Source organism: Streptomyces sp. NPDC005962 (genome assembly GCF_040629205.1).
GTDB lineage: Bacteria > Actinomycetota > Actinomycetes > Streptomycetales > Streptomycetaceae > Streptomyces.
This window is the reverse complement of record NZ_JBEXVE010000028.1, coordinates 1-26,303: the sequence shown is the minus strand read 5'-3', so window position 1 is coordinate 26,303 and position 26,303 is coordinate 1. Positions and strand designations below refer to the sequence as shown.

Annotated in this window: 22 protein-coding genes; 11 read left to right on the top strand and 11 right to left on the bottom strand. The window is 69.6% G+C overall.

Annotation, left to right across the window (positions count from 1 at the left end):
* The first annotated feature begins 173 nt into the window (after window positions 1-173).
* Complete coding sequence (locus ABZ370_RS34115) at window positions 174-3,047, top strand: tetratricopeptide repeat protein (RefSeq protein ID WP_358628954.1); 2,874 nt, start codon at window positions 174-176, stop codon at window positions 3,045-3,047.
* 16 nt (window positions 3,048-3,063) lie between these two features.
* On the opposite strand, the gene ABZ370_RS34110 is transcribed toward ABZ370_RS34115, so the two are convergent.
* From ABZ370_RS34110 to ABZ370_RS34100, 3 genes are all read right to left on the bottom strand, one after another.
* Complete coding sequence (locus ABZ370_RS34110) at window positions 3,064-3,744, bottom strand: response regulator transcription factor (RefSeq protein WP_358628952.1); 681 nt, start codon at window positions 3,742-3,744, stop codon at window positions 3,064-3,066.
* Window positions 3,741-5,039: a sensor histidine kinase gene (locus ABZ370_RS34105; protein ID WP_358628949.1), complete on the bottom strand. Its 1,299-nt coding sequence runs from the start codon at window positions 5,037-5,039 to the stop codon at window positions 3,741-3,743. Before ABZ370_RS34105 ends, ABZ370_RS34110 begins: the two co-directional genes overlap by 4 nt.
* Before the next feature lie 118 nt (window positions 5,040-5,157).
* A complete protein-coding gene (locus tag ABZ370_RS34100) occupies window positions 5,158-7,410 on the bottom strand; it encodes an MMPL family transporter (protein ID WP_358628946.1) in 2,253 nt (750 codons plus the stop codon).
* Window positions 7,411-7,636: 226 nt separating this feature from the next.
* Here ABZ370_RS34100 and ABZ370_RS34095 point away from each other — a divergent pair, with 226 nt between their 5' ends.
* The gene (locus tag ABZ370_RS34095) at window positions 7,637-8,305 is read left to right on the top strand and encodes a DNA alkylation repair protein (protein WP_358629205.1); all 669 of its coding nucleotides are present in this window, start codon (window positions 7,637-7,639) and stop codon (window positions 8,303-8,305) included.
* A gap of 13 nt (window positions 8,306-8,318) precedes the next feature.
* On the opposite strand, the gene ABZ370_RS34090 is transcribed toward ABZ370_RS34095, so the two are convergent.
* The gene (locus tag ABZ370_RS34090; protein WP_358628943.1) at window positions 8,319-9,575 is read right to left on the bottom strand and encodes a HupE/UreJ family protein; all 1,257 of its coding nucleotides are present in this window, start codon (window positions 9,573-9,575) and stop codon (window positions 8,319-8,321) included.
* Between the two features lie 32 nt (window positions 9,576-9,607).
* A complete protein-coding gene (locus ABZ370_RS34085; RefSeq protein WP_358628940.1) occupies window positions 9,608-10,735 on the bottom strand; it encodes a DUF3500 domain-containing protein in 1,128 nt (375 codons plus the stop codon).
* Window positions 10,736-10,891: 156 nt separating this feature from the next.
* Here ABZ370_RS34085 and ABZ370_RS34080 point away from each other — a divergent pair, with 156 nt between their 5' ends.
* Window positions 10,892-11,593, top strand: coding sequence for a response regulator transcription factor (locus tag ABZ370_RS34080; protein WP_358628937.1), 702 nt, complete (start codon window positions 10,892-10,894; stop codon window positions 11,591-11,593).
* Window positions 11,590-12,981 (top strand): HAMP domain-containing sensor histidine kinase, encoded by a 1,392-nt coding sequence (locus ABZ370_RS34075; protein WP_358628934.1) that lies wholly within the window; start codon window positions 11,590-11,592, stop codon window positions 12,979-12,981. Before ABZ370_RS34080 ends, ABZ370_RS34075 begins: the two co-directional genes overlap by 4 nt.
* Before the next feature lie 24 nt (window positions 12,982-13,005).
* On the opposite strand, the gene ABZ370_RS34070 is transcribed toward ABZ370_RS34075, so the two are convergent.
* The 4 genes from ABZ370_RS34070 to ABZ370_RS34055 form a co-directional block, all read right to left on the bottom strand.
* Entirely contained in the window at window positions 13,006-13,518 is a 513-nt protein-coding gene (locus ABZ370_RS34070; protein ID WP_358628931.1) for a flavin reductase family protein, read from the bottom strand.
* Window positions 13,519-13,554: 36 nt separating this feature from the next.
* A complete protein-coding gene (locus ABZ370_RS34065) occupies window positions 13,555-15,039 on the bottom strand; it encodes an LLM class flavin-dependent oxidoreductase (RefSeq protein ID WP_358628928.1) in 1,485 nt (494 codons plus the stop codon).
* A gap of 284 nt (window positions 15,040-15,323) precedes the next feature.
* Window positions 15,324-16,124 carry an IclR family transcriptional regulator gene (locus ABZ370_RS34060; RefSeq protein ID WP_358628925.1) on the bottom strand — a complete coding sequence of 267 codons (801 nt, stop codon included), beginning with the start codon at window positions 16,122-16,124 and terminating at the stop codon, window positions 15,324-15,326.
* Between the two features lie 124 nt (window positions 16,125-16,248).
* Window positions 16,249-17,619 carry an MFS transporter gene (locus ABZ370_RS34055; RefSeq protein WP_358628922.1) on the bottom strand — a complete coding sequence of 457 codons (1,371 nt, stop codon included), beginning with the start codon at window positions 17,617-17,619 and terminating at the stop codon, window positions 16,249-16,251.
* Between the two features lie 404 nt (window positions 17,620-18,023).
* On the opposite strand from ABZ370_RS34055, the gene ABZ370_RS34050 reads away from it, so the two are divergent.
* The 6 genes from ABZ370_RS34050 to ABZ370_RS34025 all read left to right on the top strand — a co-directional run bounded on the left by ABZ370_RS34050 (window position 18,024) and on the right by ABZ370_RS34025 (window position 23,495).
* Window positions 18,024-18,167, top strand: a complete 144-nt coding sequence (locus tag ABZ370_RS34050; protein ID WP_358628919.1) for a hypothetical protein — start codon at window positions 18,024-18,026, stop codon at window positions 18,165-18,167.
* Window positions 18,168-18,249: 82 nt separating this feature from the next.
* On the top strand, window positions 18,250-19,038 hold the full coding sequence (locus ABZ370_RS34045; RefSeq protein WP_358628916.1) for a 2-keto-4-pentenoate hydratase: 789 nt from the start codon (window positions 18,250-18,252) through the stop codon (window positions 19,036-19,038).
* A gap of 86 nt (window positions 19,039-19,124) precedes the next feature.
* A complete protein-coding gene (locus ABZ370_RS34040) occupies window positions 19,125-20,444 on the top strand; it encodes an NAD(P)/FAD-dependent oxidoreductase (RefSeq protein ID WP_358628913.1) in 1,320 nt (439 codons plus the stop codon).
* 11 nt (window positions 20,445-20,455) lie between these two features.
* Window positions 20,456-21,958: an aldehyde dehydrogenase (NADP(+)) gene (locus tag ABZ370_RS34035; protein WP_358628910.1), complete on the top strand. Its 1,503-nt coding sequence runs from the start codon at window positions 20,456-20,458 to the stop codon at window positions 21,956-21,958.
* Window positions 21,955-22,722, top strand: coding sequence for an SDR family NAD(P)-dependent oxidoreductase (locus ABZ370_RS34030; RefSeq protein WP_358628907.1), 768 nt, complete (start codon window positions 21,955-21,957; stop codon window positions 22,720-22,722). The genes ABZ370_RS34035 and ABZ370_RS34030 overlap by 4 nt, the downstream gene beginning before the upstream one ends.
* Window positions 22,723-22,733: 11 nt before the next feature.
* A complete protein-coding gene (locus tag ABZ370_RS34025) occupies window positions 22,734-23,495 on the top strand; it encodes a glucose 1-dehydrogenase (protein WP_358628904.1) in 762 nt (253 codons plus the stop codon).
* 364 nt (window positions 23,496-23,859) lie between these two features.
* Here the strand turns inward: ABZ370_RS34025 and ABZ370_RS34020 are convergent, their stop codons facing one another.
* Together ABZ370_RS34020 and ABZ370_RS34015 are read right to left on the bottom strand one after the other, a co-directional pair.
* Complete coding sequence (locus ABZ370_RS34020) at window positions 23,860-24,543, bottom strand: MFS transporter (RefSeq protein ID WP_358629202.1); 684 nt, start codon at window positions 24,541-24,543, stop codon at window positions 23,860-23,862.
* 31 nt (window positions 24,544-24,574) lie between these two features.
* The gene (locus ABZ370_RS34015; RefSeq protein ID WP_358629199.1) at window positions 24,575-25,336 is read right to left on the bottom strand and encodes a pirin family protein; all 762 of its coding nucleotides are present in this window, start codon (window positions 25,334-25,336) and stop codon (window positions 24,575-24,577) included.
* Between the two features lie 246 nt (window positions 25,337-25,582).
* Between ABZ370_RS34015 and wrbA the strand changes: the two genes are divergently transcribed.
* A complete protein-coding gene (wrbA, locus tag ABZ370_RS34010) occupies window positions 25,583-26,203 on the top strand; it encodes an NAD(P)H:quinone oxidoreductase (RefSeq protein WP_358628901.1) in 621 nt (206 codons plus the stop codon).
* Window positions 26,204-26,303: the final 100 nt, after the last annotated feature.

The following is a 26,303-nucleotide window of genomic DNA, read 5'->3' as shown; positions in this document are numbered from 1 at the left end:
GTTTCGTCTCGAACGCTGTCCGAAATCCATCGCCCCGGAACGGTGCCCTATGAGGGGCTCACGGCGCATATGGGGGGCGCTCAAGTATTTTTCCAGCATATGTGTACTTGTCCGGTGGTTCACTTGCGTCAGGCGTGCCCACGGGGGGCACAGGTCTGGGGGGAACACCGAATATGGCCACGCCCACGCCCGTCCTCACGGCACTGGCGATCTACGAAGCAGGCAAGAAGGCGTACGAGGCATACCAGGGCATCGTCGCCTTCGTCAGCCTCGGCAGCCACACCCCCACTCCCGAAGAGGAGATCCTGGCCCGACTGGAGGTGCTGCACCAGGATTTCGTCGCCCTCCAGGGGCGGTTCGACGAGGTGCTGGAGGCCGTGAAGCAGGCGGTCAGAGTCGAGCAGCAGGCGTACGTCCTCAATCTGCGGCGCGACCTGGACGGCCTGCGCGGGCGGGCCCGCACCGCGATGGACGAGCTCAACAGCTGGGCTGCCGACGGGCGGAAGGACCCGCTCCTGCGGTCCAACGCGGACAACAACTCACGGCTGGCGGCGAATACGCTGCTGGAGGGCGATTCCTACTTCTACCGCCCCGATCCGAACTCGCCGGAGAGTGTCTTCGACCACCGGCTGGCGTACATCGCCTATGTCTATGTGCTGACCGTCCGGTTCGGCGTGATCGCCGGGCTCAATCCCCAGTACCGCGAGGACCGGCTGGCCCGCGAGGAGCTGGCCCGGCACGCGGCCCGGCTGGACTGGGTGTTCCACCACGCCGACCAGGCCATCGAACCGCATACCGGCGGCGGTCCGGACAACCGCGGAAGCTACTTCCTGGCCCACCAGTGCGTGGACCACATCACCGGCTACGACACGGGGCACACCGAAGTCGGGTGGCGTCCGGGAGGACAGGCCGAATACGACGACGCCCGGGCCTACTATGCCGATGAGCTACGCGCCGATATGCGGGTCAGGACGGGTCTGGCCAAGCTCATGGGGCTCCACGACACCGTGGCCCACTGGGCCAAGGACCCACGCACCCCCGGATGGTCCCCCTGGACGCCGGTGGCGGTGCCGGACAGCATGGCGTCCTTGGCCGCGGCATCGGACCGGCCGGGGCACACCGTGCTGGTATGGCGGGACCCGGACAAGGCACAGCTCCGCACCACGTCCTACGACTCCACCGCGACCGCACCGGTCTGGAAACCGTCGGTGGCCATCAGCGCGGAGAACACGGTGCGGGAGGAACCCACGCCGCGCGCGCTGTCATCGGGACCGGGCCGCATCACCGTGGTGATGCTGGGCAAGGACGGCGGTGTCTACGCCACGCGCACTGATCCCACCCGGCCGACCGGCTGGCTGGACGCCCCGGTCAGGGTGAGCGGCGACACCACCGACATCTCGTACGCCGAGGCCGCCGCGACACCGGGCTTCGTCGTCGTGGTGTGGCGGGACAACGGCACCGGCACGCTGATGGCCGCGTTCCAGAACGCCGGCGGCGCGTGGGGGCCACCCCAGGCGGCGACCCCGGCAGACGCCATTTCGCTGGGCTCGGACCTCACGGTGACCTGTCCGTCGCCCGGGGTGGTGCTGGCGGTGTGGACCATGGACTACCGCACCGTACACAGCGTCACCTACGATTCCCACGCGGCCTCCCCCGCGTGGAGCGCACCCGCGCAGATCGCCGAATTTCCCGGGAACGACTTCCCCTCGACCATCCGCGCCCTGGGCACCGGCGACGGAAAGGCCGACGTGGCCTGGCAGGGCAAGTTCGGGTCCACATGGAACATCCACTACGACGGCGGCTGGAGCGCCCCGGCCGAGATCACCCCGCAGCACCTCACCAAATGGGGAGTGCCCTTCATGACCATCCCGGCGGTGACCGGGGACCGGCGGGCCAACTGGTTCTGGCAGGGCCGGGACAGCCGCGTTCAGACCATCTACCGGGATCCCCAGCAGCCGCAGTGGTCGGCGCCGCTGCGGCTCGGACAGCCCTGGTGGTCGTATACCGAGCCGGCCGTGGTGCCGATGGCGGCAGGGAGCGTATCGCTCTACCGGCTCGACTTCGGCAGCGAGATCGGTGAGGTGCCGCGGCTCCTGACGTGTTTCTACGACACGGCCACGCCGACCGCACCGGCCTGCATCGCGGATGCGCAAGCCCTGGTGGCGCGGTCCCAGGCCTTGTGGAACCTGCCCGGTCCGGTGCGCGACGAGGCCAACGCCCGGGCAGCCGACGCGATCGCGGTCGCCCGCGAGGCCGTGGCCCTCGACCCCGGCTACCGTGCGATGCTCGCGCAGTGGCTGGTCTTCCCGGCGGGCACGTACCTGTTGGCCAGTGGCCGCCATGACGAGGCCATCGCCCACATGCAAGAAGCGCTCATCCTCTACACGACACTGATCCGTGAGCAGCCCGGGTCCGGTGAACTCCCCTGGCGCAAGGCCTGGACGCTGGTCAATCTGGCGCAAGCGCTGTGGGGGAAGCCCGACCACGCCCAAGGTGTACAGCGCGCCATCGAGGCCACCGACCTGCTCCGCCAACTCGCCACCACGAAACCCTCCTACCTGCCCGGGCTCGCGCAGTGGCTGGTGTTCCCGGCGGGCACGTATCTGATGGCCAGTGGCCGCCACGACGAGGCCATCACCCGCATGCGGGAGGCGCTCGCCCTCTACGACACACTGATCCGTGAGCAGCCCGGGTCCGATGATCTCCGCTACCGGAAGGCCTGGACGCTGATCAACCTGGCACAGGCCCTGTGGGGTAAACCCGACCACGCCCAGGGCGCACAGCGCGCCGTCGAGGCCACCGATCTGCTCCGCCAACTCGCCACCCAGAACCCCGGGAGGTTTCGCGGAGGGCTGGGCGACTGGCTGATGTTTCCGACGATCCCCTATCTGCGGCAGTCCGGCGAGCGGGACCGGGCGTTCACGCGGGCGCGGGAAGCCGTGGACATCTTCACCGCGCTCAACGCCACGGACCCCGCGGTCTATGGGCCGAAGCTGGCCGCGGCGAAGAAGCTCGTCGCCGATATCGAGGCGGCCCGGCCGCGCTGACACCGGCGTCGCGCGGTCACGGTGCGGGCGGAGCCGCCTGCACCAGGCCCGTCTGGTAAGCGATGACGACCAGTTGGGCGCGGTCGCGGGCGCCCAGCTTCATCATGGCGCGGTGGATATGGGTGCGCACGGTCAGCGGGCTGAGCGTGAGGACCTCGGCGATCTCGGTGTTGGACTTGCCCTCGGCGGCCAGGCCCATCACCTCGCGTTCGCGGACGGTGAGCTCGGACAGGCGCTGCGGGGGCGCGAGATGGGTGCCGGGGGCGGGCGACATGAGGAAGTTCGTGATGAGGGTGCGGGTCGCGGCGGGGGACAGCAGCGCCTCGCCGGAGGCCACCGTGCGCAGTCCGGCCAGCAGGGTATCGGCGGTGACGTCCTTGCCGAGGAAGCCGCTGGCACCGGCGCGCAGCGCCTGGGCGACGTAGTCCTCCGTCTCGAACGTCGTCAGGATCAGGACGCGGGTGGCGGCCAGTTCGGGGTCGGCGCAGATCGCGGAGGTGGCGGCGAGACCGTCGGTGCCCGGCATCCGGATGTCCATCAGGACGATGTCGGGGTGGTGGGCGCGGGTCAGCTCCAGCGCCTCCGCGCCGTCCGAGGCCTCGCCGACCACCGTCATGTCCTCGCAGGAGTCGATCAGAATGCGGAAGGTGGCCCGCAGCAAGGCCTGGTCGTCGGCGAGCAGCACCCTGATGGTCATGACTCTTCTCCTCCTGCTGGAACATCTGCGGCGGCTGCGGCTGCGGCGGCCGTGGCCGCGTCGGGTGCCGAGGGCTGGAGCGGCAGCGCGGTGGTGACCTCGAAGCCGCCCTCCGGGCGGGGTCCCGCGCGGAGTTCGCCGCCGATGGTGTGGGCGCGTTCACGCATGCCCATGAGGCCGAATCCCCGCCTCGGCTTCGCCTCGGCGGCCTCGGCGGCCTCGGCGGCCTCGGCGGTGTCCGGACCGTCGTTGCTGACCGTGATCAGCAGGCGCGATCCGGAGTAGGCGAGGCGTACGTGTGCGGAGTCCGCGGCGGCGTGCTTGGTGACGTTGGTGAGCGCCTCCTGCACGATCCGGAACGCGGTCAGGTCCACCCCGGGGGAGAGCGGGCGGGGCTCTCCCGCCGTGGTGACCGTGACCGTGAGCCCCGCGGACGCACACGCCGAGACCAGTTCGGGCAGCCGGGCGAGGCCGGGGGACGGCTCCAGGGATGCGGAGGCGTCGTCGTCGCATCGGCGCAGCACACCCAGCGTGGCCTTCAGCTCGCGCAGCGCGGAGGACGTGGTGCCGGTCAGGTCGGTAAGGATGCTCTTCGTCTGCTGCGGATTGGTGAGCGCGAGGTGGGCGGCCGTACCGGCCTGCGCGTTGGCCAGGGCCAGGTGGTGGGCCACGACGTCGTGCAGCTCACGGGCGATGCGCATGCGCTCTTCGGTGACGCGCAGCCGTGCCTCCTCCTCCCGGGTGTGCTCGGCGTGTTCGGCGCGGGCCTGTACCGACGCCAGGTAGGCGCGCCGCAGCCGGGTCATGGTGCCCGCGGCGAGCGGCAGCAGCAGCCAGAAGAAGGGGCCGACCGTCCTGAGCACCAGGGAGAGGCTGTCCATGGAGTCGGAGACCGCCGACGCGATCGTCAGCGCCACCATGCTGGCGAAGCCGAAGGTGCGGGTGGTCCCGCGGTCGGAGAGCGTGGCCAGCCAGTAGAGCGCCGCCATGACGGGGCCCAGCAGCAGGGGCGTGAGCAGGTACCCCAGCGCGATCACGATCACCGTGCAGACCGCGGTCACGACGACGGCGGTGCGCGGGTGGGTGCGGTACTTCAGCAGGGCGAGGCAGGACACGCCCATCAGGACCATGGCGGTCCTGTCCTGGTCGGGCGGGTCGGCGCCGGGCAGGGTGAGATTGCTGCCGAGGGCCGCGCACCCCATCAGGGCCAGGACGACCGCCACGTCGACGATGCGGGGGTGGCGGTCGGCGTACTGCTCGAAACGGTCCGTGTAACGCTCATAGCTGGTGCTCATCGGGCTCTCCGGTCGGTGCTCTGGGACCATCGTGACCGTTCCCCGTACGAACCCGCCGCCGGGGCCGCCCATGGCGTGTGCCAGGGGCGGCCCCGGCGGGCCGGGCCGGGTGGTCGTATCAGGTGCGGGCCACTTCCCGCTCGGGCGTCCCGGCCGGTTCCGGTTCCGGGTCCGCCTCCGGTCGGCGGCCGAGCGCCTCGCCCTCCACGTCGACGTTGGGCAGCAGCCGGTCCAGCCACTTCGGCAGCCACCAGGCCTTGTCGCCGAGCAGGGCGAGCACGGCGGGCACGATCGCCATCCGTACGACGAAGGCGTCGAACAGGACGGCGGAGGCGAGCCCGAACCCGATCATTTTGATCATGGAGTCGCTCTCGCCGACGAACCCGGCGAACACCGCGATCATGATCAGCGCGGCGGCCGCCACCACCCGCGCGCTGTGCCGGAAGCCGGACGTGACCGCCTGGCCTGGCCGCTCGCCGTGGACGTACGCCTCCCGCATCCGCGAGACGAGGAACACCTCGTAGTCCATGGCCAGGCCGAAGACGATGCCCACCAGGAAGATCGGCATCAGGCTCATGATCGGGCCGGTCTGCTCCACGCCCAGGAGTCCGGCGCCGTGGCCCTGCTGGAAGACCAGGACGACCACGCCGAGGGAGGCCAGCACCGACAGCAGGAAGCCCAGGGCCGCCTTCAGCGGGACGAGCAGGGACCGGAAGACCACCAGCAGGAGCACGATCGCCAGGCCCACGACGACCACCAGGTAGGGGATCAGCGCGGACTGCACCTTGTCGGAGATGTCGATGTTCAGCGCGGTGGTCCCGGTGACCTCGAAGGTCGCCCCGGTCGCGGACTCGATCCCGGGCCGCTCGCCCCGGATGGTCGTGACCAGGTCCTTGGTCTTCTCGTCGGTCGGCGACGTGGACGGCACGACCTGGAAGACGGCCGTGTCACCGGCCTTGTTGAAGCGGGCCGGGGAGACGGAGACGACCCCCTCGGTGCCGCCGATCTCCTTCGCGACCGTCGCGGCGGAGCCCTTCGCGCCGGCGGCGCCCTTCGGGTGGGCGTTCCCTGCCGCGTCAGCGTCCCCCTTCGCGTCCACGACGACGGTCAGCGGCCCGTTGAAGCCCGGCCCGAAGGCCTCGGCGAGCGCGTCGTAGGCCCGGCGCTCGGTGGTGGAGGTCGACTTGGCCTCGTCCCCGGGCATGCCCAGCTGCAGGCCCGTCATCGGCACCGCGAGCGCCCCGAGGCCGACGACGCCGAGCAGCAGCACGGGCAGCGGACGGCGCAGCACGAACCGCGCCCAGCGGGTGCCGCCGTTGTTCTCGGTACTTTCCTCGATACGGCCGCTCCTGCGGGCCCGCCGCCGGAGCACGGCGTTCGGCCAGAAGCCGAGGAACGCCGGGACCAGCGTCAGCGCGATCAGTACGGCGACGACGACCGCGCCCGCCGCGGCCAGGCCCATCTTGGTGAGCATCGGAATGCCGACCACCGTGAGTCCGGCCAGCGCGATGACGACGGTGAGCCCGGCGAACACGACCGCGGAACCGGCCGTGCCGACCGCCAGGCCGACCGCCTCCTGCGGCGCCCGGCCCTTGGCGCGCTCCTCGCGGTAGCGGGAGACGACGAACAGGGCGTAGTCGATGCCGACCGCGAGGCCCAGCATCATCGCCAGGGTGCCGGTCGTCGTGGACAGGCCCAGCGCCTCGGACAGGGTCAGGATGGTGGCCATGCTCACGCCGACGCCGATGAGGGCGGTCAGCAGCGGCAGCCCGGCGGCGGCCAGCGAACCGAAGGTGACCAGCAGCACGACGGCGGCTATCGCGACACCGACCACCTCGGCCACACCGCCCGGCCCGCCACCGTCGTCCATCGCGCTGCCACCGGCCTCGACGGTCAGCCCGGAGTCCCGGGCCGTGTCGATGGCCCGCTCCAGCCGCGTCCTGCTGGCGTCGGTGAGATCGTCGGCGGCGACCTTGTAGGTGACGGACGCGTACGCCGTCGTGCCGTCCTTGCTGACGGCCTTCGCCCGGAACGGGTCGACGGCGCTCGCGACCTGTGGGCCGTCGGCCAGGTCGGCCACTGCCTTCCCGACGGCCTGCTTGTTCTCGCTGGCGGTGACCTTCTCACCGCTCGGCGCGACGAAGACGACCCGGGCGGTCGCGCCATCGGCGGTGGCCCCGGGGAAGCGCTGTTCCATGAGGTCGAACGCCTTCTGGGACTCGATGCCCGGCATGGAGAACCCCTCGTCGGAGGCTCCCGAAGCCTTGAGGGCGCCCAGCCCGACGGCGGCCAGGACGGCCGCCCAGACCAGGGCGACGTACCAGCGCCGCCGGAAGGCCAGACGGCCCACTTGGTAAAGGAATGTAGCCACGGAAGGAGGTCTCCACATCTGGTGCCGACTGTCCCGCCCAGGCTCCCCGGGAGCGGCCCGCCCTGTCGTCGTGCGGCTGCCGACAGTTCCCGCTACTGAGAACGCAGTACGACCGGGCTCAGCGGGTCCGCCGCTGGTACCACTGACCCTGAGAAGACGCCGTAGGCTGAATCCCGCACGTCATGGACGGGAGGCTGCGGTGGCCGAGACGGTGTTGACCGAGGTGATGACCGAGCTGGCCGGGCTCGACGACCCGAAGATCCGCGCGGTGAACGAGAGACACGGTGACGATCACGGTGTGAACCTCACCAAGCTGCGCGCGCTCGCGAAACGGCTGAAGACGCAGCAGGAACTGGCCTGTCGGCTCTGGGAGACGGACGACACCGCGGCCAGACTGCTGGCGCTCCTGATCTGCCGCCCGAAGGCGTTCGAGCGCGACGAGCTGGACGTCATGTTGCGCCAGGCACGCACACCCAAGGTGCACGACTGGCTCGTGAACTACGTGGTGAAGAAGAACCCGCACAAGGAAGAGCTGCGCGTGGCCTGGTCCGCCGACCCCGATCCCGTGGTCGCGAGTGCGGGCTGGGCGCTGACCACCGAACGCGTGGCGAAGAAGCCCGACGGCCTCGACCTCGCGGGGCTGCTCGACGTCATCGAGGCGGAGATGAAGGACGCCCCGGACCGCCTGCAGTGGGCCATGAACCACTGCCTCGCCCAGATCGGCATCGAGCACGCCGGACACCGCACCCGTGCGCTCGGCATGGGTGAGCGCCTGGAGGTGCTCAAGGACTACCCGACGTCCCCGGGCTGCACCTCTCCGTTCGCGCCCATCTGGATCACCGAGATGGTGCGCCGACAGCACGCCACGCAGGAAGGCCCGCGCTCCCGCCCATGACGCCGCGTCGACGTCAGGGAGCCCGTGGCACGGTGCGTCGGGCGACGACGGCCAGCGCCGCGACCGTCATGGCGACGAGCAGCGGGTGCCCGACCAGCCACGTCTGGATGCCCGCGAAGGGGTCGGACGACGTCAGCGTGGCGCGTTCGAGTATCCAGGAGATCGAGAACACGAGGCCGATCACGGCCACGCCGGTGCGGAACGCGGGGTAGACGGCGGTGCGGGAGAGGAGGAGCAGCGACGGCATCATCAGCGCGACCACCAGCAGTTGAGTCAGTTCGATGCCCAGGTTGAACCCCAGCAGCGATGTCACGAGCGATCCGCGGTCGAGGCCGAGATCGCCGATGAGCGAGGCGAACGCCAACCCGTGCACCAGCCCGAAACCGCCGGCGATGAGCACCTCGCCATGGGCCACCAGCGGCCGGATGGCATGGATGGCCGAGACCGCGATCGAGACCGCGATCAGTGTCTCGACCGGCCGGGACGGCAGATCGATCACCCCGGCGGCCGCCAGCGCGAGGGTGAGCGAGTGGCCGGCGGCGAACGCCGTCACGACGTGCACGACGCGGCCGACGGCGCGCCGGGCCGACGCGGCGGTGCGCCATCGGCCCCCGGCGGCCACCAACGGGGCCGGAATGAGCAGCATGAGCAGGAACAGCAGATGATCGGTGCCCTCGCCGATGTGTTCGATGCCCAGGCCCGCCGTGGTGGCGAAGCCCCGCAGCCATGAGCCCTCGCCCGCCGGGACCCGGAGGCTCTTCGTCGTGTAGTCGAAGATCCCGAGGGTTTCGGCGTCGTTGGTCCTGAGGATGCCGCGGTCGAAGTCGTAGCGGACGGTCGCGATGACCCTGTGCGTCAGCAACTCCTCGACGATGACGTCGTACCGCAGGGCGAAGGTGGTGACCCGGCCGCCGGACGGACGGATCTCGAACGGGTAGACGAGATGCGGCGTCCCGTCGATCGTGCGGACCGATCCCGTGCCGAGGGTGACGGGCCAGGGCCGGTCGTCGTCGCCGACGGCACTGATGTGCCCGGCCGTGTACTTCCTGAGGAACGCCCGGTCGGCGCCGAGAACGCTGCCGCGGGTGAGATCGCGGTCAACGGCCACGGCCAGCCGGTCGATGGGCAGCTGCACCTCGCCCTCGACCCGGTCGTCGCCGATGTCGAGAAGGACGGCCGAGGTGCTCATCGGATGGGCACCGGCCGGCGGCGCGAGGCCGCCGACCAGCAGGAGCGCCGCGATCAGGAACGCGGACAGGAGACGCTTCACGTCGCAGACCCTTCCCGGACCTTTCCGCCCGGTCACTCCCAGCCGTAGTCGGCCGTCTCGTCCCGGAAGATGGTGTGCTGGTGGACGCCGTCGGTCTCGGCACCGGGCTGGTTGGAGAACTCGATCCACGCGGACGGACCGTCGAGACGGACGTACGTCTGCGGGTTGTCGAGCGTCGTGCCACCGCTCCAGCCGATGTACGTCTTCCCGTACTCGGAGACGTACTTGGCCAGCAGCCGCGCCGCGGCCTTCTCGTCCAGGTCGTCGACCCACGCCTTGAGCATCGCGGTGACCTTGGCCTGCTGCTTCTTGGTGAGGTCGGAGACGAGGACGCCCTCGGGCCGCTCCGGGAAGGGGCCGTCGTGGCCGGGGCCGAGCAGCAGATCGTCGAAGCTTCCGTCGATCTCGGCCGAGGCCAGCTCGGTTGCGGTCAGCGCCTGGACCGCTCCGATGGTGGCGGTCCGCTTGTCCTTCAGGGGGGCGTAGAACTTCTCCTCCCAGTCGAACGCCATCGGCTCCACGGCGGTCAGCGTGGGGGAGATGCTGACATGGCTTCCGGCGTAGGTGATGTTGTACGCCGCGTGGTGGCCGCCGTACTGGACGGTGAACTGCCCGGTCCTGCTGGGTGCGCCGAAGAAGGAGATGTAGTACCACTCCGAGCCGAAGTTGACGCGCCCGTTTCCGGCGCCCGGCAGCGAGGCGAGGTAGTCGTCGGCCTTGCGGATCTCGACGAGTTCCTCGTACCCCTGCTTGCTGAGCGCGGCCCCCATGACCTTCAGCGCCGCGGTCTGCTGCGAGTCGGTGAGGTCACCCAGCTTGAGGCCGTTGCGCTGCACGACGGGGGTCGGGAAGTTCGACCAGCCGGTCTTCTTTGTCGCGTCGTCGAAGTCGTGGAGGACGGTGTCCTTCTGCTCGTCGGACAGCGTCGCGAGGAACGCGTCGGCGGCGGCCACGACCTTGGCGGTGTTCGCGCCGCCGGCACCCGAGGCCACCTTCGCGGGCGGAGCCTTTCTCGTCGTCATGGCCGCCGCGGCGGAAGAGCCCGTGGAGGCCACGGCGGCACAGCCGGTGACACCGAGGCCGGTACACACGGCGAGGGCGACAACGGCTCGGCGTACGCGTGCCTGCCGGGATCTGCGAGCAGAGGTGACGGGGGACATGGGACTCCTCTTGGGGCTGCGCTGTCAGGGGAGATTCCATGCTGGACGAGTGACATCAGATCTCTGCGGGAGCCGTTCCGGAATTGGGCAAAGCCTCAATCGCTTCGGCTTCGGCACTCGCCGAACGCGGCCGGGTGAGTGGGTCATCATGAGGGGGTGCCGAACCGTGTCCTCATAGCCGACGACGATCGCGCGATCCGCGAATCCCTCGCGCGAGCCCTGGAGTTGGAGGGGTACTCGGTCGTCACCGCCGCCGACGGCGTGGAGGCCCTGACCCGGCTCCGCCGGGACTCCTTCGACGCCCTGGTCGTCGACGTGATGATGCCCCACATCGACGGACTGGCGGTCTGCCGCGTGCTGCGTGCCGACGGCGACCGCACCCCGATGCTGCTGCTCACGGCCCGCGGCGGGACCCCGGACCGGGTCGCCGGACTGGACGCCGGCGCCGACGACTATCTGGCGAAACCCTTCTCGGTGCGTGAACTGCTGGCCCGATTACGGGCGTTGTTGCGCCGGGCCGAGCTGACTCCGGGCGCGGGGGAGCGGAACGAGGCCGGTGCGCCGCTGAGGATCGCGTCGTTGCGCGTCGACCCCGCCGCCCGGCGCGCCTGGTGGGCCGACGAGGAACTGCGGCTTTCGAAGACGGAGTTCGACCTGCTGGAACTCCTGGTCCGCAACGAGGGCATCGTGCTGGACCACGCGACCGTGTACCGGCGGATCTGGGGCCAGGAACTCGGCACGGACGCCAAGAACGTGGCCGGTTACGTCGGCTACCTGCGGCGCAAACTGTCCGACGCGGGCGCGCCCGACCTGATCCGCACCGTGCGTGGCGTGGGCTACGCGGCACGGCGGCCATGAGTCTGCGCGCGCGGCTCGCCCTCGCCTTCGCCGTCGTCGGCGCCGTGGTGGCGGCCCTGGTCGGCCTGGCGAGCTACCGTGCCGCCTCCGACCGCATCTTCGCGGAGATAGACCGGTCCCTGCGGTCGGCCACGGTGACCGCGGCACAGACCCCGGACCAGGCTCCCGCGGTCTCCGGGGCGGTCACACCGGGGCCGGACCTCTTCCCCGGCCCGGACCGGCCGGGCCCGGGCGACGAGGAGGAGTGGCGGCCGGTCGTGCGGGCCGTGGACCGTGACGGCACGTCCAGCCGTCTGGGCGGTCCGCACGTCCCGCTGCCGGTGTCCGACACACATCGTGCCCTCGCCGCCTCCGGCGTGTACGGGCAGTCGCAGACCACCGAGGTCGTCGTCGACGGTCTTACGTACCGGCAGCTGACCACCGCGCTCGGCGGGGGCCGCGGGGCCCTGCAGGTGGCCGTACAGGTCGACCAGACCCACTATGTGCTGGGCGGCATGGCGCGGGAGATCACCGGGGTCGGCCTCGCGGTCCTGGTCGTGGTGGCGGGTGTCGGCCGACTGCTGGCGCGGCGCATCACCCGGCGCCTGGTACGGCTGGCCACCGTCGCCGAGGAGGTCAGCGTCGAGGGCCACGCCGACGGCTCCGGCCTGGAGGACGGACGGGACGAGGTCGGCCGCCTCTCGGCGTCGTTCAGCAGGATGCTGGCCCGGCTCGCCGTCGCCCGCGAGGCCCAGGAGAGGCTGGTGCAGGACGCCGCCCATGAGCTGCGGACCCCGCTGACCAGCCTGCGCGCCAACGCGGAGGTGTTGCGCCGCGTCACCGAGCTGTCCCCGGACGCGCGCGACCGGCTCCTCGACGACGTCGAGGGCGAGACGCGCGAACTGGGCCATCTGGTCGACGAACTCGTCGAGCTCGCCCTGTCCCGCGGCCGCGACGAAGCCGAGGAACCCGTCGAACTGGCCGCGGTGGCCCGGCGCGCCGCGCAGCGCGTGTACCGGCGTACCGGCCGACTGGTCCTGTGCGACGCGGACGACTGCGTGGTGCGCGGCCGCCGTCAGGGGCTCGAACGCGCGATGGGCAACCTGCTGGAGAACGCGGCGAAGTTCGACGCCGCCACCGACAGCGACGAGCCGATCGAGGTGCGGCTGCGCCGGGGAGTGATCACCGTCCGCGACCGTGGTCCCGGCATCCGCCACAGTGACGCGGAGCGCGTCTTCGACCGTTTCTACCGCGCCGAGACCGCCCGCGGTCTCCCCGGCTCCGGGCTCGGCCTGGCCATCGTCCGTGACGTGGCCGAGGCGCACGGCGGCACCGTCTTCGCGGGAACCCGACCCGGCGGCGGGGCCGCGGTCGGGTTCACCGTGGACACCTCCCGGCTTCTGCGCTGAGCCTGTCTTGAGGCCTTCAGGGCTTCAAGCGGCGACCGCTTCCCGGTAGCTGCTGAGCCGTCCCTTGTGGAAGACCAGCGGCTGCCCGGGCCCGGTGGCCATGCGCAGCACCCGGGCGACGACGATGACGTGGTCGCCGCCGTCGAGCTCCTGCGCCACCTCGCAGTCGATCCAGGCGACCGCGCCGCTGATGCGCGGAGCACCGTCGGGGGAGGGGTACCACTCCACATCGGCGAACTTGTCACCGCTCCTGCGGGACAGGGACTGGCAGACCGCGTCCTGCCCGCCCGCGAGAACGCTGGCGCTGAAGCGGCCGCCGCTGCGGACCTTGGGCCAGCTGCTGGAGGTGCGGGCGACGCTGAAGGCGACCAGCGGCGGGTCGAGGGAGAGCGAGGCGAAAGTGCCGACGATCATGCCTGCGGGCCGGGCGGTGGACGGCTCGACGCCCGTCACCGCCACCACGCCGGTGGGCAGGTGGGACATGACGTGGCGGAAGTCCATCTGATCGGTGTGCTGCTCGGTGGCGTGGGTGGTCATGGTGACGCTCCCTTCCGGGTAGTTGGGTGCGGGCCTTCAGCCCTGTGCTCCACTGACGGCGCTCTGCAACGGGCCGTCCTGCGGTGGGCCGGCCTGCGACGGGCCACCGTGCGGCTGGCCGCTCTGCTGCGGGCCGTCCTCGCGCGGGGCGGATCGGATCGCCGAGGCCGGGTGGTCGGGCAGCGTGCGGCGCTGCCCCGCTCCGTAGAAGCTCTCGCGGAGCGTGGTGGCCCTCTCGTCGTAGGACTCGCGCGCCAGGCCCTGTCGGCGCAGCTCCGGAAGGGCCAGCTCGATGAAGTCCTCCCAGCCACCGGGCTTGGTGGCGTAGCTGACGTTGAACCCGTCGATGTCGGCCACGTCCCGCCACTTCCGCAGCTCGGCCGCCACCGTCCGCGGCGAGCCGACGATGACCGCGCCCGTACCGCCGATGCCGATGAACTCGGCGATCTGCCGGGTGGTCCAGGTCCGTGTGGGGTCCGCCTTGGAGAACATCTCCACCATCGAGCGGGAGCCGTCCACCTCCGCGTACTCCAGCGGCATGTCCGGGTCCAGGCCGCTCAGGTCGATCCCGGTCCAGCCCGCGAACCGGGCCAGCGCGCCCTCGTAGCTGACGTTGCGCAGATGGCGTTCGTACTTCTCCTGCGCCTGTGCGTCGGTGGGCGCGACGACCACGGTGATCAGCGCGAGGACCTTGACGCTCCGCGGGTCGCGGCCTGCCTCGGCCACCGCGGAGCGGATCTTGTGGACGCTGCGCCGCGTCAGCTCGGGAGTCATCGTGTTCACGAAGACCGCCTCGGCGTTCTGCGCGGCGAAGAGCATCCCCCGGGAGGAGGCACCGGCCTGGAAGAGCATCGGGGTGCGCTGCGGGGACGGCTCGCACAGGTGCAGGCCCGGCACATCGAAGTAGGCGCCCTTGTGGCGGATGGAGTGGACGCGCCGCGGGTCGAGATAGGACCCGGCCCGCGCGTCGCGGATGACCGCGTCGTCCTGCCAGGAGGCCTCCCAGAGCTTGTAGCAGACCTGCAGGTACTCATCGGCCATGTCGTAGCGCTTGTCGTGCGGGATCTGCGTACCGAGCCCGAGGTTGCGCGCGGCCGATTCGTTGTAGGAGGTGACGATGTTCCAGCCGACCCGGCCGGCCGTCAGGTGGTCCAGCGTGCTGAACTTGCGGGCCAGGGCGTAGGGCTGCTCGTACGTCAGGGACGAGGTGACGCCGAAGCCCAGGTGGCGCGTGGCCGACGCCATGGCCGAGACGATCAGGGCGGGGTCGTTGATCGGGAACTGGGCGGCGTCGCGCAGGGCGGCGTCGGGGGACCCGCCGTGGACATCGTGGTAGCCGACGGTGTCGGCGAAGAAGATGCCGTCGAAGCAGGCCTCTTCCAGCATGCGAGCCGTGTCGGTCCAGTAGCTCAGGTCGGTGTAGCGCCGGCCCTCGTCATCCGGGTCACGCCAGGAACCCGCGGTCAAATGCGCGGGAGCGGACACATCGAAGGCGAAGAACTTCAGCGGCTGATTACTCATGCTGCGCTCCAGGGCGAGAGGCGGGGGCCTTCCTGCGGTGTAGAGACCCGCAGAGCACACCTGCAGTGACTGAAGACGTTCACTAACCGAACGCCGCGTTCATGTTGCGACCTTTCGAAGGCGCGTGTCAACCGGTCACCAGACACCGAAATCCGCCGCGAAGTCGTCCGTGGTATGGATCGAGCCCGCCTCCACACCGGGAGACGGGCCTGAATAATGAACGCTACGTTCAGATTGGGGCTATGGGCGGTGGGTCATGCGGCGGTCGGTCATGCAGTGGCCGGTCAGGCGGATGCCGAGTCCTGCCAGAACACCTCGACGAGCCGGTCCACGATGGACCGCATCTGCTGCAGGCCCTCGGGGATCTGGGCCCGGCCGAACCGGTACCGGGGCCCGTTGACGGTCAGGATCGCCACCAGAGTGCCGGACGAGTCCCGGATGGGGCGCGACAGCGACAGGAGCTCCTCCTCCAGTTCGTTGTCGATGACGGCGAAACCCTGCTCGCGGATCTCATCGAGCTCCCTGAGCAGGGTCGCCCGGTCGGTGATGGTCCGCGAGGCGAAGGACTCCAGCGTCTCGGGCAGAAGCGCGACCACCTTCTCCACGGGCATCTCCGCGAGCAGCACCTTGCCGGTGGAACTGGCGTGCAGAGGGTAGTACTGGCCGACCATGTTGTGCGGCACGATGCCCACCACATGCGATCCAGTGGCCTCGGCGACCAGTTCGAGCCCGTCCTGAAGGTTCGGCACCGAGAGCGTCACCTGCTCGTTGAACTTCTCCGACAACTCCTCCAGCAGTGGCTGCGCTCGCGCCACGAGGCCCGCGTGCGGGTCCGCGTAACGGCCGAGCCGGGCCAGCTCCCAGCCCAGGATGTAGTTGTTGCCGACGCGGTCGACGAAACCGCTCACCTCGAAGCTGTGCAGCAGCCGGAACGCGGTGGGCCGGGAGATCCCCGTCGCTTTCGCGAGGGTCGTCACGGTGGCCCCGGACCGGGGCTGGGCCGCCAGCTCGCGAAGCAGCCGCACACCCTTGGTCACCGACTTGTTCGTCATCTCCACCGGTGTGGACGCGTCGCTCACGCTCATGTGGCCCCTTCGTGGTGCGGAACGCCGCGCGTAGACGCAGCTCAAACCATTCTCGCTCCCACTGTAACGCCTACATGTTCAGATAGTGAACGTCATGATCGGCGTCCCTTCGCCGGTGTTCCCGCTAGGCCAGGGGCTTCGTCCGGCGAGGCCTGCCGCGGTGCGGGGCGGAGGTTTCGCTCAGCGGGCGGCCGGTGGTCTCCGGAGCGAGGACCTGCGAGACCACGGCGCCGACGACGCACACCCCGGCGGCGATGAGCATGCTCGGCCCGGCGCCGAGGTTCTGCATCGACCATGGCAGCAGGAAGGTGCCCAGACCGGCGCCCACGCGGCTGAAGGCGCAGCCGAATCCGGTCCCGATGCCGCGGATCTCCGTGGGGAAGACCTCGCCGGGGTAGACGCCGGTGATGGCGGTGGGGATGGCGTTGGTGAAGGCGAAGACGAGGAAGCAGGCCAGCACCAGAGCAGGGGGCGCGGACGTCCACAGCCCGATGATCAGGAGGACGGCCGCGCATACCCACTGCGTGGGAATGATCAGCTTGCGGCGGCCGACGCGCTCGATGAGGACCAGGGAGATCAGCACCCCGACCAGGGCGAGCCCGTTGAGGCCCAGGGCCGCGCCGAAGCCGTCGCCGAGACCGTAGTCGGACAGCACGCTGGCCGCGAAGGTGGCGATGGCGAAGTACGGGGTGACGGCGCAGAACCAGAACACCGAGACGAAGGTCGTGGTCCGCCAGTAGTCGCGGGAGAACAGCATCCCGAAGGTGCCCTGCCGGGTGGACTCGCCGGCGAGGTCGAGGATGTCGGAGGGGGATTCGAGATAGTCGTGGGCGATCCGGTTCGCTTCCTCGGTACGGCCCTGGTTCATCAGCCAGCGCGGGGACTCGGGGAGACCCAGCCGGGCCAGGAACAAGATCACTGCCGGTACCGTGCTGGACCCGAGGATGATCCGCCAGTCCGCCGAGAACACCGCGCTCATTCCGTAGCCGACACAGAAGGCGACCATGAAGCCGACGTACCAGGCGACCTCCGAGAAGGACATCAGCCGTCCGCGCAGCCGCGCCGGGGCGAATTCGGCCAGCAGCGGCCAGCTCACCGAGTAGTCGGCCCCGATCGCGATGCCCATCAGCAGGCGCACGGCGAACAGTTGCCAGGTCGAGTCGACGAAGAACTGCAGGACCGAACCGATCAGGAACATCGCCAGGTCGAGTGTGAACGTCGGCTTGCGGCCGAGTTTGTCGGCCAGCCAGCCACCGAGCGGTCCGCCGATGAAGATGCCGACCAGGGCGGACGCCCCGGTCAGCCCTTCCCAGAACAGGGACATGTGCAGCTCGGCGGTGGCGGCGGCGATGGCGGTCCCGATGATGCCGAGGATGTAGCCGTCGATGAACATGCCGCCGACGGTCAAACCGGTCAGCTTGATCAGGAAGCGCCGTTTGTCGACCGGACCGGCTTGGCTCGTCGCTACGGGATCGGGATTGCTGAGGGTGGTCACACTTCAGTCCTTCCTGAGGTGAACGATCGCGGCCCGAGCTCGCCTGGAGGACGCCGACGGGTGTACCGGCGTCGAGAACACGTCGCGGAAGAGATGCGCGCGGGGGCGGGGACCGCCTTGGTCGAGGGGGCACCGGCGGATGAGGTCTGATCCAGCAGGAGAGTGTTCGTATATTGAGCGCCTCGACCAGAATTTTCGGAAGCGTGACATGAACCCTGGGGCTCGTCAAGGCTTCCGGACGCACCGCGACCGCGTCTGATGCCTTCGCGTGCATCGCTCTTTGCGTGCCGGCCGAGGGGTGCTCGCCGCTCTTGACAGCAGGACCTGTGCGGCCCACCATCACACACACCCAGATGAACACACAGTTCACTATGTGAACGCCCGGGCATGGCAAGGAGCCCGCAGTGCACACCGCGATCGAGCAGGCACACCTGGCCGCCGGGCAGGACACCGTCTGCCGCGCGCTGTCCGGCAAGCAGCCCGACAAGTTCGCCGACATCGACTGGACGGGACGGCTGGGCGGCTTCGGCGAACCCAGCCCGGCCTGAGACCCGCCACAGCCCGGTCCGAGACCAGCCGTAGCCAGGCCCGAGACCCGCTGCGCACGGTGCCCGCAAAGGAGCAGATTCCATGCAGACCTCCGAACTCCACGACATCGCCACGACACTGCGCGCGGCACGAGCCAACGCGGAGCCCGTCGCCGCGCCGACCAGGACATGGCCCGGCCTCGACGTGGACAGCGCTTTCGCGGTCCAGCGGATCACCACGGAAGAGGCCGTCGCCGACGGCGACCGCCTGGTCGGTTACAAGCTGGGGAACATCGCCAAGGTGATGCAGGACGCCTTCGGCCTCGACCAGCCCGACTACGGCTACCTGCTCGGATCGACGTTCGCCTACGAAGGCGTCCCGCAGGAGCGGCAGCGCTACATCGAGCCGTTCGTCGAGCTCGAACCGGCCTTCCTCCTCAAGCACGCCCTTCGCGGCCCCCACGTCACCACCGCCGACGTCATCAACGCCGTCGAGTACGCCGTGCCCGCCATCGAGATCATCGACTCGCGCGTGGAGAACTGGGCGATCGGCCTGCCGGACACCCTCGCGGACAACGGCTCGACCGGCGCCGTCATCCTCGGTGGAACGCCGCGGCGCATCGCCGACCTCTCGCTGAACGACACGCGGGGGACCCTGCACTTCAACGGCCGCCACGTCGTCGAAGGAAACACCAGGAACATCCTCGGCAACCCCTTCGCCGCCACCGCGTGGCTGTGCAACCGGCTCGCCGCCTATGACATCGCGTTCGAACCAGGTCAGGTCATCCTCCCCGGCAGCTGTCTGCGGGCCGTGCCCATGAACGAGCCCGGCCGCTGGACAGGCACCTTCGAGGGCTGGGGAACGGTCGAGTTCGACGTGACCACGGCGTAGTCGGCACGTGGTTCATGGAGCGGGTTCACGGGGCGGGTTCACGAGGCGGATTCACAAGGCTGCCGGACACACAGGAAGGGGCAGACATGCAGGAGCGGGCAGACGTCGTCGTCATCGGAGCGGGAGTCGCCGGGCTGATCACCGCGCGCGAACTGGGCCGTCAGGGAGTGCGGAGCGTCGTCCTCGAAGCGCGCGACCGGATCGGCGGCCGGACCTGGACCGATCACCGTCTCGGCCGGGATCTGGAGATCGGCGGTACCTGGCTGCACTGGGTTCAGCCACATGTCTGGGCTGAGGTCACCCGCTACGGGCTGGCCGTCACCCGCGGGCCACGCTCGCAGGAGACCTACTGGCTCGCCGGTGACCATGTGCGCCGCGGGACGCTGGACGACTTCATGAAGCTGATCAACCCGGGCATGACCCGGCTGCTGGAAGACACCATGAAGTGGATTCCCCGCCCCGACGCACCCCTGACCGTGCGGCGATTGGCCGACGCCGACCAGTTCAACCTCCAGGAGATGCTCGACGAACTCGATCTGTCCGTCGACGAGCGAAACGCCAACGAAGCCGCCTGGGTCGGACACTTCAACGGCCCGCTTACCGAGTGCGCCTACCTCAGCGCCCTGCGCTGGACTGCCGCGGCCGCCGGCTCCTGGCATCTGATGCACGAAGCCTCGGCCATCTTCCGCCTCGTGGACGGCACACGGAGCCTGGTGGAGGCCATCGCGGCCGATTCGGGCGCCGACATCCGCCTGGCGGCCCCGGTCCACTCCATCAGCCACGACGAGGAGGGCGCGGACATCACCTACGGCGACGGCCGGACCCTCCGTGCCCGGCGCGTGGTGATCACCCTGCCGCAGAACATGCTGCACCAGCTCGATGTCAGCCCCGCACTTCCGGAAGACAAGATCCGCCCCAGCCTGGAGAAGACCGCCTCCCGGGGTGCCAAGGCATGGATTCGCGTGCGCGGCCCCATCACGCCGTTCTTCGCCTACTCCACACAGCACCACCCGCTCTCCGTGGTGCGCACCGAGTTCATCGGCGAGGACGACGCGGTGCTGGTGGCCTTCGGCGCCGACTCCACCCGGATCGACGTCAACGACCCGAAGGCCATCGACGCGGCGCTGCGGGTGTGGCGCGACGACCTCGACGTGCTCGAAGTCGGCGGGCACGACTGGATGGCGGACCCGCACTCCCAGGAGACCTGGCTGATCCAGCAGCCGGGCCAACTCACCCAGTACCACGAGGCGTTGCAAGCCGACACCGGCGTCCTGCACTTCGCGAGCAGCGACTACGCGAACATCTGGGCCGGTTTCATCGACGGCGCCGTCGAAAGCGGCACCCGCGTGGCCCGCCACGTCCACACCAGCCTGACCAGCCCCGACCAGCGACACCGTCACCGATGAGGGAACACAGCATGACCACCACCGCGGACGTACTGCCCACGACCTCCACCGAACAGCTCGATGAGCGGGTCCGGGCAGCCCGGACAGGATACGAGCAGGCAAGGGAGGTGGCGCCTCGCCGACGGGCGGAGTGGCTGGAGGCCATCGCCTCGGCGCTGGAAGAGCATGCCGAAGAGCTGGTGCCGCTGGCCCGGGAGGAATCACACCTTGCCACCGGACGTCTCCAGGGCGAGCTGAAGCGCACCGTCTTCCAGCTGCGGCTCTTCGCCGATGAGATCGTCGGTGGCGAACACTTCGCTGCCACGATCGACCACGAAGACCCTTCCTGGGGCATGGGGCCACGTCCGGACATCCGGCGCGTCAACGTGCCGCTCGGCGTCGTCGGCGTCTTCGGCGCCTCCAATTTCCCCTTCGCCTTCAGCGTGATCGGCGGAGACTCCGCCTCCGCCCTCGCCGCCGGATGCGCGGTGGTGCACAAGATCCACGAAGGCCACCAGGGTCTCGGCGCCCGCACCGGGCAGATCGTGACCGAAGCGCTTGAGGCCGCGGGCGCCCCGGCAGGCCTGTTCTCCACGGTGACCGGACGTACTGCCGGGCAGGCCCTGGTGGACCATCCGCTCGTACGGGCCATCGGTTTCACCGGCTCCCCCGCCGGGGGACGCGCGCTCTTCGACCGCGCCTGCCGCCGTCCCGTTCCCATCCCCTTCTACGGAGAGCTGGGCAGCGTCAACCCGGTCTTCGTCACCGAGCGGGCCTGGGCCGCCCGTCGTGACGAGATCCTGGCCGGTTACGCCAACGCCGCCACCATGGGCATGGGGCAGTTCTGCACCAAGCCCGGAGTCATCGTCGTTCCGGCTTTCGACGTCGACGAGGTCACCGACGTCCTCCGCCGGGAACTCGGCACGAAACCACTTACGGCGCTGCTGACCCCGGGGCTGCGCGAAGGGTTCGACACGGCACTCGCCGCCGTACGTGCCCTGCCGGCGGTGGACGACCTCATCGTGGGCGACGACGCAGAGGCCCCCCGTCCCACAGTGCTGATCACCACCTCGGAGGACGTCCGGGACGACGCCACCGTGCTGGAACGGGAAATCTTCGGACCGGCCACAGTGATCATCCAGTACCGCTCCGAAGATGAGCTGGAGGAACTGGCGTCCCTGCTGGGCGGACAGCTCACCGCCACCATCCAGGCCGAGCCCGACGAGCGGCTCACCGGCCTGGTGAGCGCCTTGCACGCCAAGAGCGGCCGGGTGCTGTGGAACAGCTGGCCGACCGGAGTCACCGTCTCCTACGCCCAGCACCACGGCGGGCCGTACCCGGCCACCACGGCCCCCGCCACCACCTCCGTGGGCACCGCCTCGATCGGCCGGTTCATGCGGCCGGTGGCCTACCAGTCCTTCCCGGAGGCTCAGCTTCCGTCGGCTCTGCGAGAGGCCAACCCCTGGGCCATCGCCCGCCGCGTGGACGGACACCGGACGCGGAAGAGCAACACCCCTGAAGGAGAAGCACGTTGAGGTTTTCGGGAAAGGTCGCCATCGTCACGGGCGGCGCGGGAGGCGTGGGCAAGGCCCTGGTGCGCAAACTGACGCGGGAAGGGGCCGCCGTGATGGTGGCCGACGTCTCGGCGGAGGGATGCCGGTCCCTGGGAGAAGAAATCGAAACGGCCGGTGGCGCGATGCGGTTCAGCGTCGGCGACCTGCGCGAAAAGACCTACTGCGAGCAAGTGGTCGCGGACACCCTGGAACACTTCGGCGGGGTGGACATCCTGATCAACAACGCCGGGATCATCCCCCGAGGAACGATTCTGGAGACCTCCGACGAGATGTGGCACACCGCCCTCGACGTCAATCTCACGGCGATGTTCTACCTGTGCCGAGCGGCCATTCCTCCCATGAAGGAACGTGGGGGAGGCGCCATCGTCAACACCTCTTCCGTATGGGGCGTGTACCCGGGCCCGCAGCACGTGGCCTACTGCACCAGCAAGGGAGCGGTGGCCTCCTTCACCAAGAGCCTGGGACGCGATCACGCACCCGATGGCATCCGCGTGAACGCCGTCTGCCCGCACGAAATCAATACCCCCATGCTGCGCTCCGGGTTCGAACGCCGGGGCCTGGACTCGGACCGGGCCGTCGCGGAATTGAACAAGACCGTACCGCTGGGCCACATCGCGGAGCCCGAAGAGATCGCCGACGTCATCGCGTTCCTCGCCTCCGGCGATTCCCGCTACATCGCCGGAGAGACCGTCGAGGTCACCGGTGCCAAGCCGGTGGCGAACTGAGGAGCGGCGCAGTGCAACTTCAAGGGAAAATCGCCCTGGTGACCGGCGGCGGGCGCGGAATCGGCCGAGGCATCGTCGACCGCTTCCTCGAAGAGGGAGCGCAGGTGGCGGTCGTGCAACGCCAAGCCCTGGACACCGCGCTTCAGAACCACCCGCAGGTCGCTCATATCCACGCCGACCTGAGCATCCCGTCCTCGATCACGGCGGCCGTCGAGGGCGTCGTCGAGCGGTTCGGCGGCATCGACATCCTGGTCAACAACGCCGGAATCATGTTCGAGCGCAGCGTCTCCCGCCTTCTGGTGGAAGAGTGGGACCTCATGGTCGCCGTCAACATGCGCGCCCCGTTGTTCCTGGCCCAGGCGGCCCTGCCGCACATGCGAGAACGCGGCGGGGGAAGCGTCATCAACATCGGCTCCATCGAAGGGCTCGGGGCGAACCCCGACCATGCGGCCTATTGCGCGTCCAAGGCGGGTATTCATGGCATGACCCGCGCGCTGGCGGTCGATCTCGGCGAACACAATATCCGCTGCAATGCGATCGCCCCCGGGTGGATCACTTCCGAACTCAGCGAGAAATACCTCGCCTCTCACCCCGACCCGCCCACGGCCCGCGACGCCCTCAACCGCATGCACCCGCTGGGCCGCGTAGGACAACCCACGGACGTCGGCGACCTCGCGGTATACCTCGCCAGTGACAAGTCGAGCTTTCTCACCGGAGAGACCGTGGTACTCGACGGCGGAAGGACCGCGAAACTCCCCACGCCGTCCGCATAGCCGCCTTTCGGCCTGACGGCCTGACGCCCCTCCCCACGAGGACCGGCGAACCGAACACGTACGCGTTCGGCCAGCCGGTCCTCGTACGCTGTTCCGGGCCAACTCCCCGGAGCCCCCTCCAAGGCCATTGGTGACGCCTGACAAAGCTCGTCGTTCACATAGCACATGACTGGCGCCCAGGAATGAGCTGAACAGGGGAGTGGTTCGAGGTGGAGGGTGATGAATGGCCCAAGCCCCCGTGGCGTGACCCTGCGTGGTGGCTGGTAGCGATCGCGGCGCTCGGATTGATCCACCAGATGATGGTGAACATGTTCCGGTAGCGGCAGCTATCCGTGCTTGCTGTCTCAGCTCTCAGGCATGTGCGTCAGCGCGATGACAAGGCCGGCGCGTCGTCAGCACGCTCGCGAAGGGCGCCGATCTCGTACAGTTCGCGGCCTCGGTGGTCGGGGGCGAACGCGATCGCCGCCATCGCGATCAGTGTCGTCACGATCACGAAACCGATCACCATCCACAGGCTGCCGTCGGCCCATAGGACCATCGCGCTTGCCAGCGCCGGGGTGAAGCTTGCCAACAGGACCGAGGCCATCTGGTACCCGATCGAGATGCCGGAGTACCGCACCGCGGTGGGGAACATCTCGCAGTACAGTGCGGGCAGCGGGGCATAGACCATGGCGTGCCCGAGGGCGAGGAACAGCACCACCCCACCCACGATCGCCCACAGGCGTCCCGTGTGGACCAGCGCGAAGACGGGCCACGTGGTGGCCACGATCAGCGCGCCGCCGATGAGGAAGGTCCGTACGCGTCCGATGCGGTCGGACACCGCCCCGAACAGGGGGATCATCACGATGTTCACCGCCGCACCGATCATCGACGCGGCAAGACCGTAGCTCTTCGGCGCATCGAGGGTGGTGGTGACGTAGGACAGGACGAAGGTGGTGAACAGGTAGTAGTTCCCGGCCTCGGCGAACCGGCCGAAGATGGTGATCAGCAGCGGCTTGCGGTGATCGCGGAAGAGGATCGCCGCGGGCGCCTTGCGGCGTTCGAGCAGGCCGCGTACGTACTCCTCATGGGGACCGAGGTCAGGTCATGGAGATGGCGGCGTTCATCTCCCACATGAGTACCTCGGCGCCGTCGGGGCCGCCGGTGACGCGCTGGCCCTCCGCACCGGTGATCCGGACCGCGTCGCCGGTGGCCAGTGCTCCCGCGCCCTCCAGTTCGGCGCTGCCGCGCGCAACGAAGAGGTGGACGAAGGGGGCGCCGGCGATCTCCAGGGTCTCGGCGGGGCGGATGCGAGCGACGTGCAGGGCGGCGTGCTTCTGCCGGATGCCGATCGCACGCTGATCGGTGTGCCCGGGCATGCCGGAGGCGAGCGTGGTCCAGCCGCCGAGGGCGAGTTCGTCGTTGATGTCGAGCTGCTCGTAGCCGGGACGGATACCGGACTCGTCGGGGATGGTCCACATCTGGATGAAGTGGACGGGGTCGTGGTGCTCGGGCTGGCCGGTGAGGGTCCAGGAGTCGTTCTTCTCACTGTGAAGGATGCCGGTGCCGGCGCTCATCCGCTGGGCGAGGCCGGGGTAGATCACCCCGTTGTGGCCCTCGGAGTCCTGGTGGACGAGGTTGCCGTCGAGGACCCAGGTGATGATCTCCATGTCCCGGTGGGGGTGGGTCTCGAAGCCGGTGCCGGGGGCGACGACGTCGTCGTTGGAGACCAGCAGGAGCCCGAAATGGGTGTTCGCGGGGTCCCGGTGGCGCGAGAAGGAGAAGGAGTGGTGGGAGTCGAGCCAGCCGGCGCGGGTGTGGAAGCGCTCGTTGGCGCGCCGGATGTCGAGGGGGAGGGGCATGGCGATGTCCTTGCCGTCCTTGCTGGTCGTGTGGCCGGGAGCCCCGGCGCGGTCATCTAGTTGAACGTTATACAACATGGCGGGCAGGATTATTTCCGCCACCCCGTGGGGGGCAGTCGCCGCTCATATGGTTTACGGTTCAACTAGTGCCCCGGTCGGCGGGCACGGACCCCAGGGATGAAATCTGTCATGGGCATCTTCAGTCGCAATCGAACGAACGACACGAACGGAACGGAGACCGCAACCGTGAGCACCCCGATCAAGGTAGCTGTCGTCTACTACTCCTCCACCGGCACGATCGCCGAGATCAGCAAGCAGATTGCCCACTACGCGGAGAAGGCCGGTGCCGAGGTCCGCGTGTTCAAGGCGGCCGAACTGGCCCCGCAGGACGCGATCGACGCCAACGCCGCCTGGGCTGCCAACGCCGCCGCCACCGTCGACGTCCCCGAGGCCACCCCGGCCGACATCGAATGGGCCGACGCCGTGATCTTCGGTTCCCCCACCCGCTTCGGCAACATCGCCTCGCAGCTGAAGCAGTTCATCGACACTCTCGGTGGCCTGTGGGCCCAGGGCAAGCTCGCCGACAAGGTCTACAGCGGCTTCGCCTCCTCCTCCACGACCCATGGCGGCCAGGAGTCCACCCTGCTCGCCCTGTACAACTCCTTCCATCACTTCGGCGGCATCGTCGTCGCCCCCGGCTACACCGACCCCGCCAAGTTCGCCGACGGCAACCCCTACGGCACCTCCCACGTCGACGCCCAGGGCAACAACCCCGTCGACCAGACCACCCGCGAGGCCGCCCGCGTCCAGGCCGAGCGCATTGTGCGCATCACCACCGCCCTCAAGGCCGGCCTCGCCGCCGCCTGAGCCCGCCAACCGGCACCCCCCCGCCCGGCGGGGGGGTGTCGGCGGCCGGCAGCCCGCCGGGAGCCACCAGAGACCGAGCACACCCAAGTGCCATGGAGGA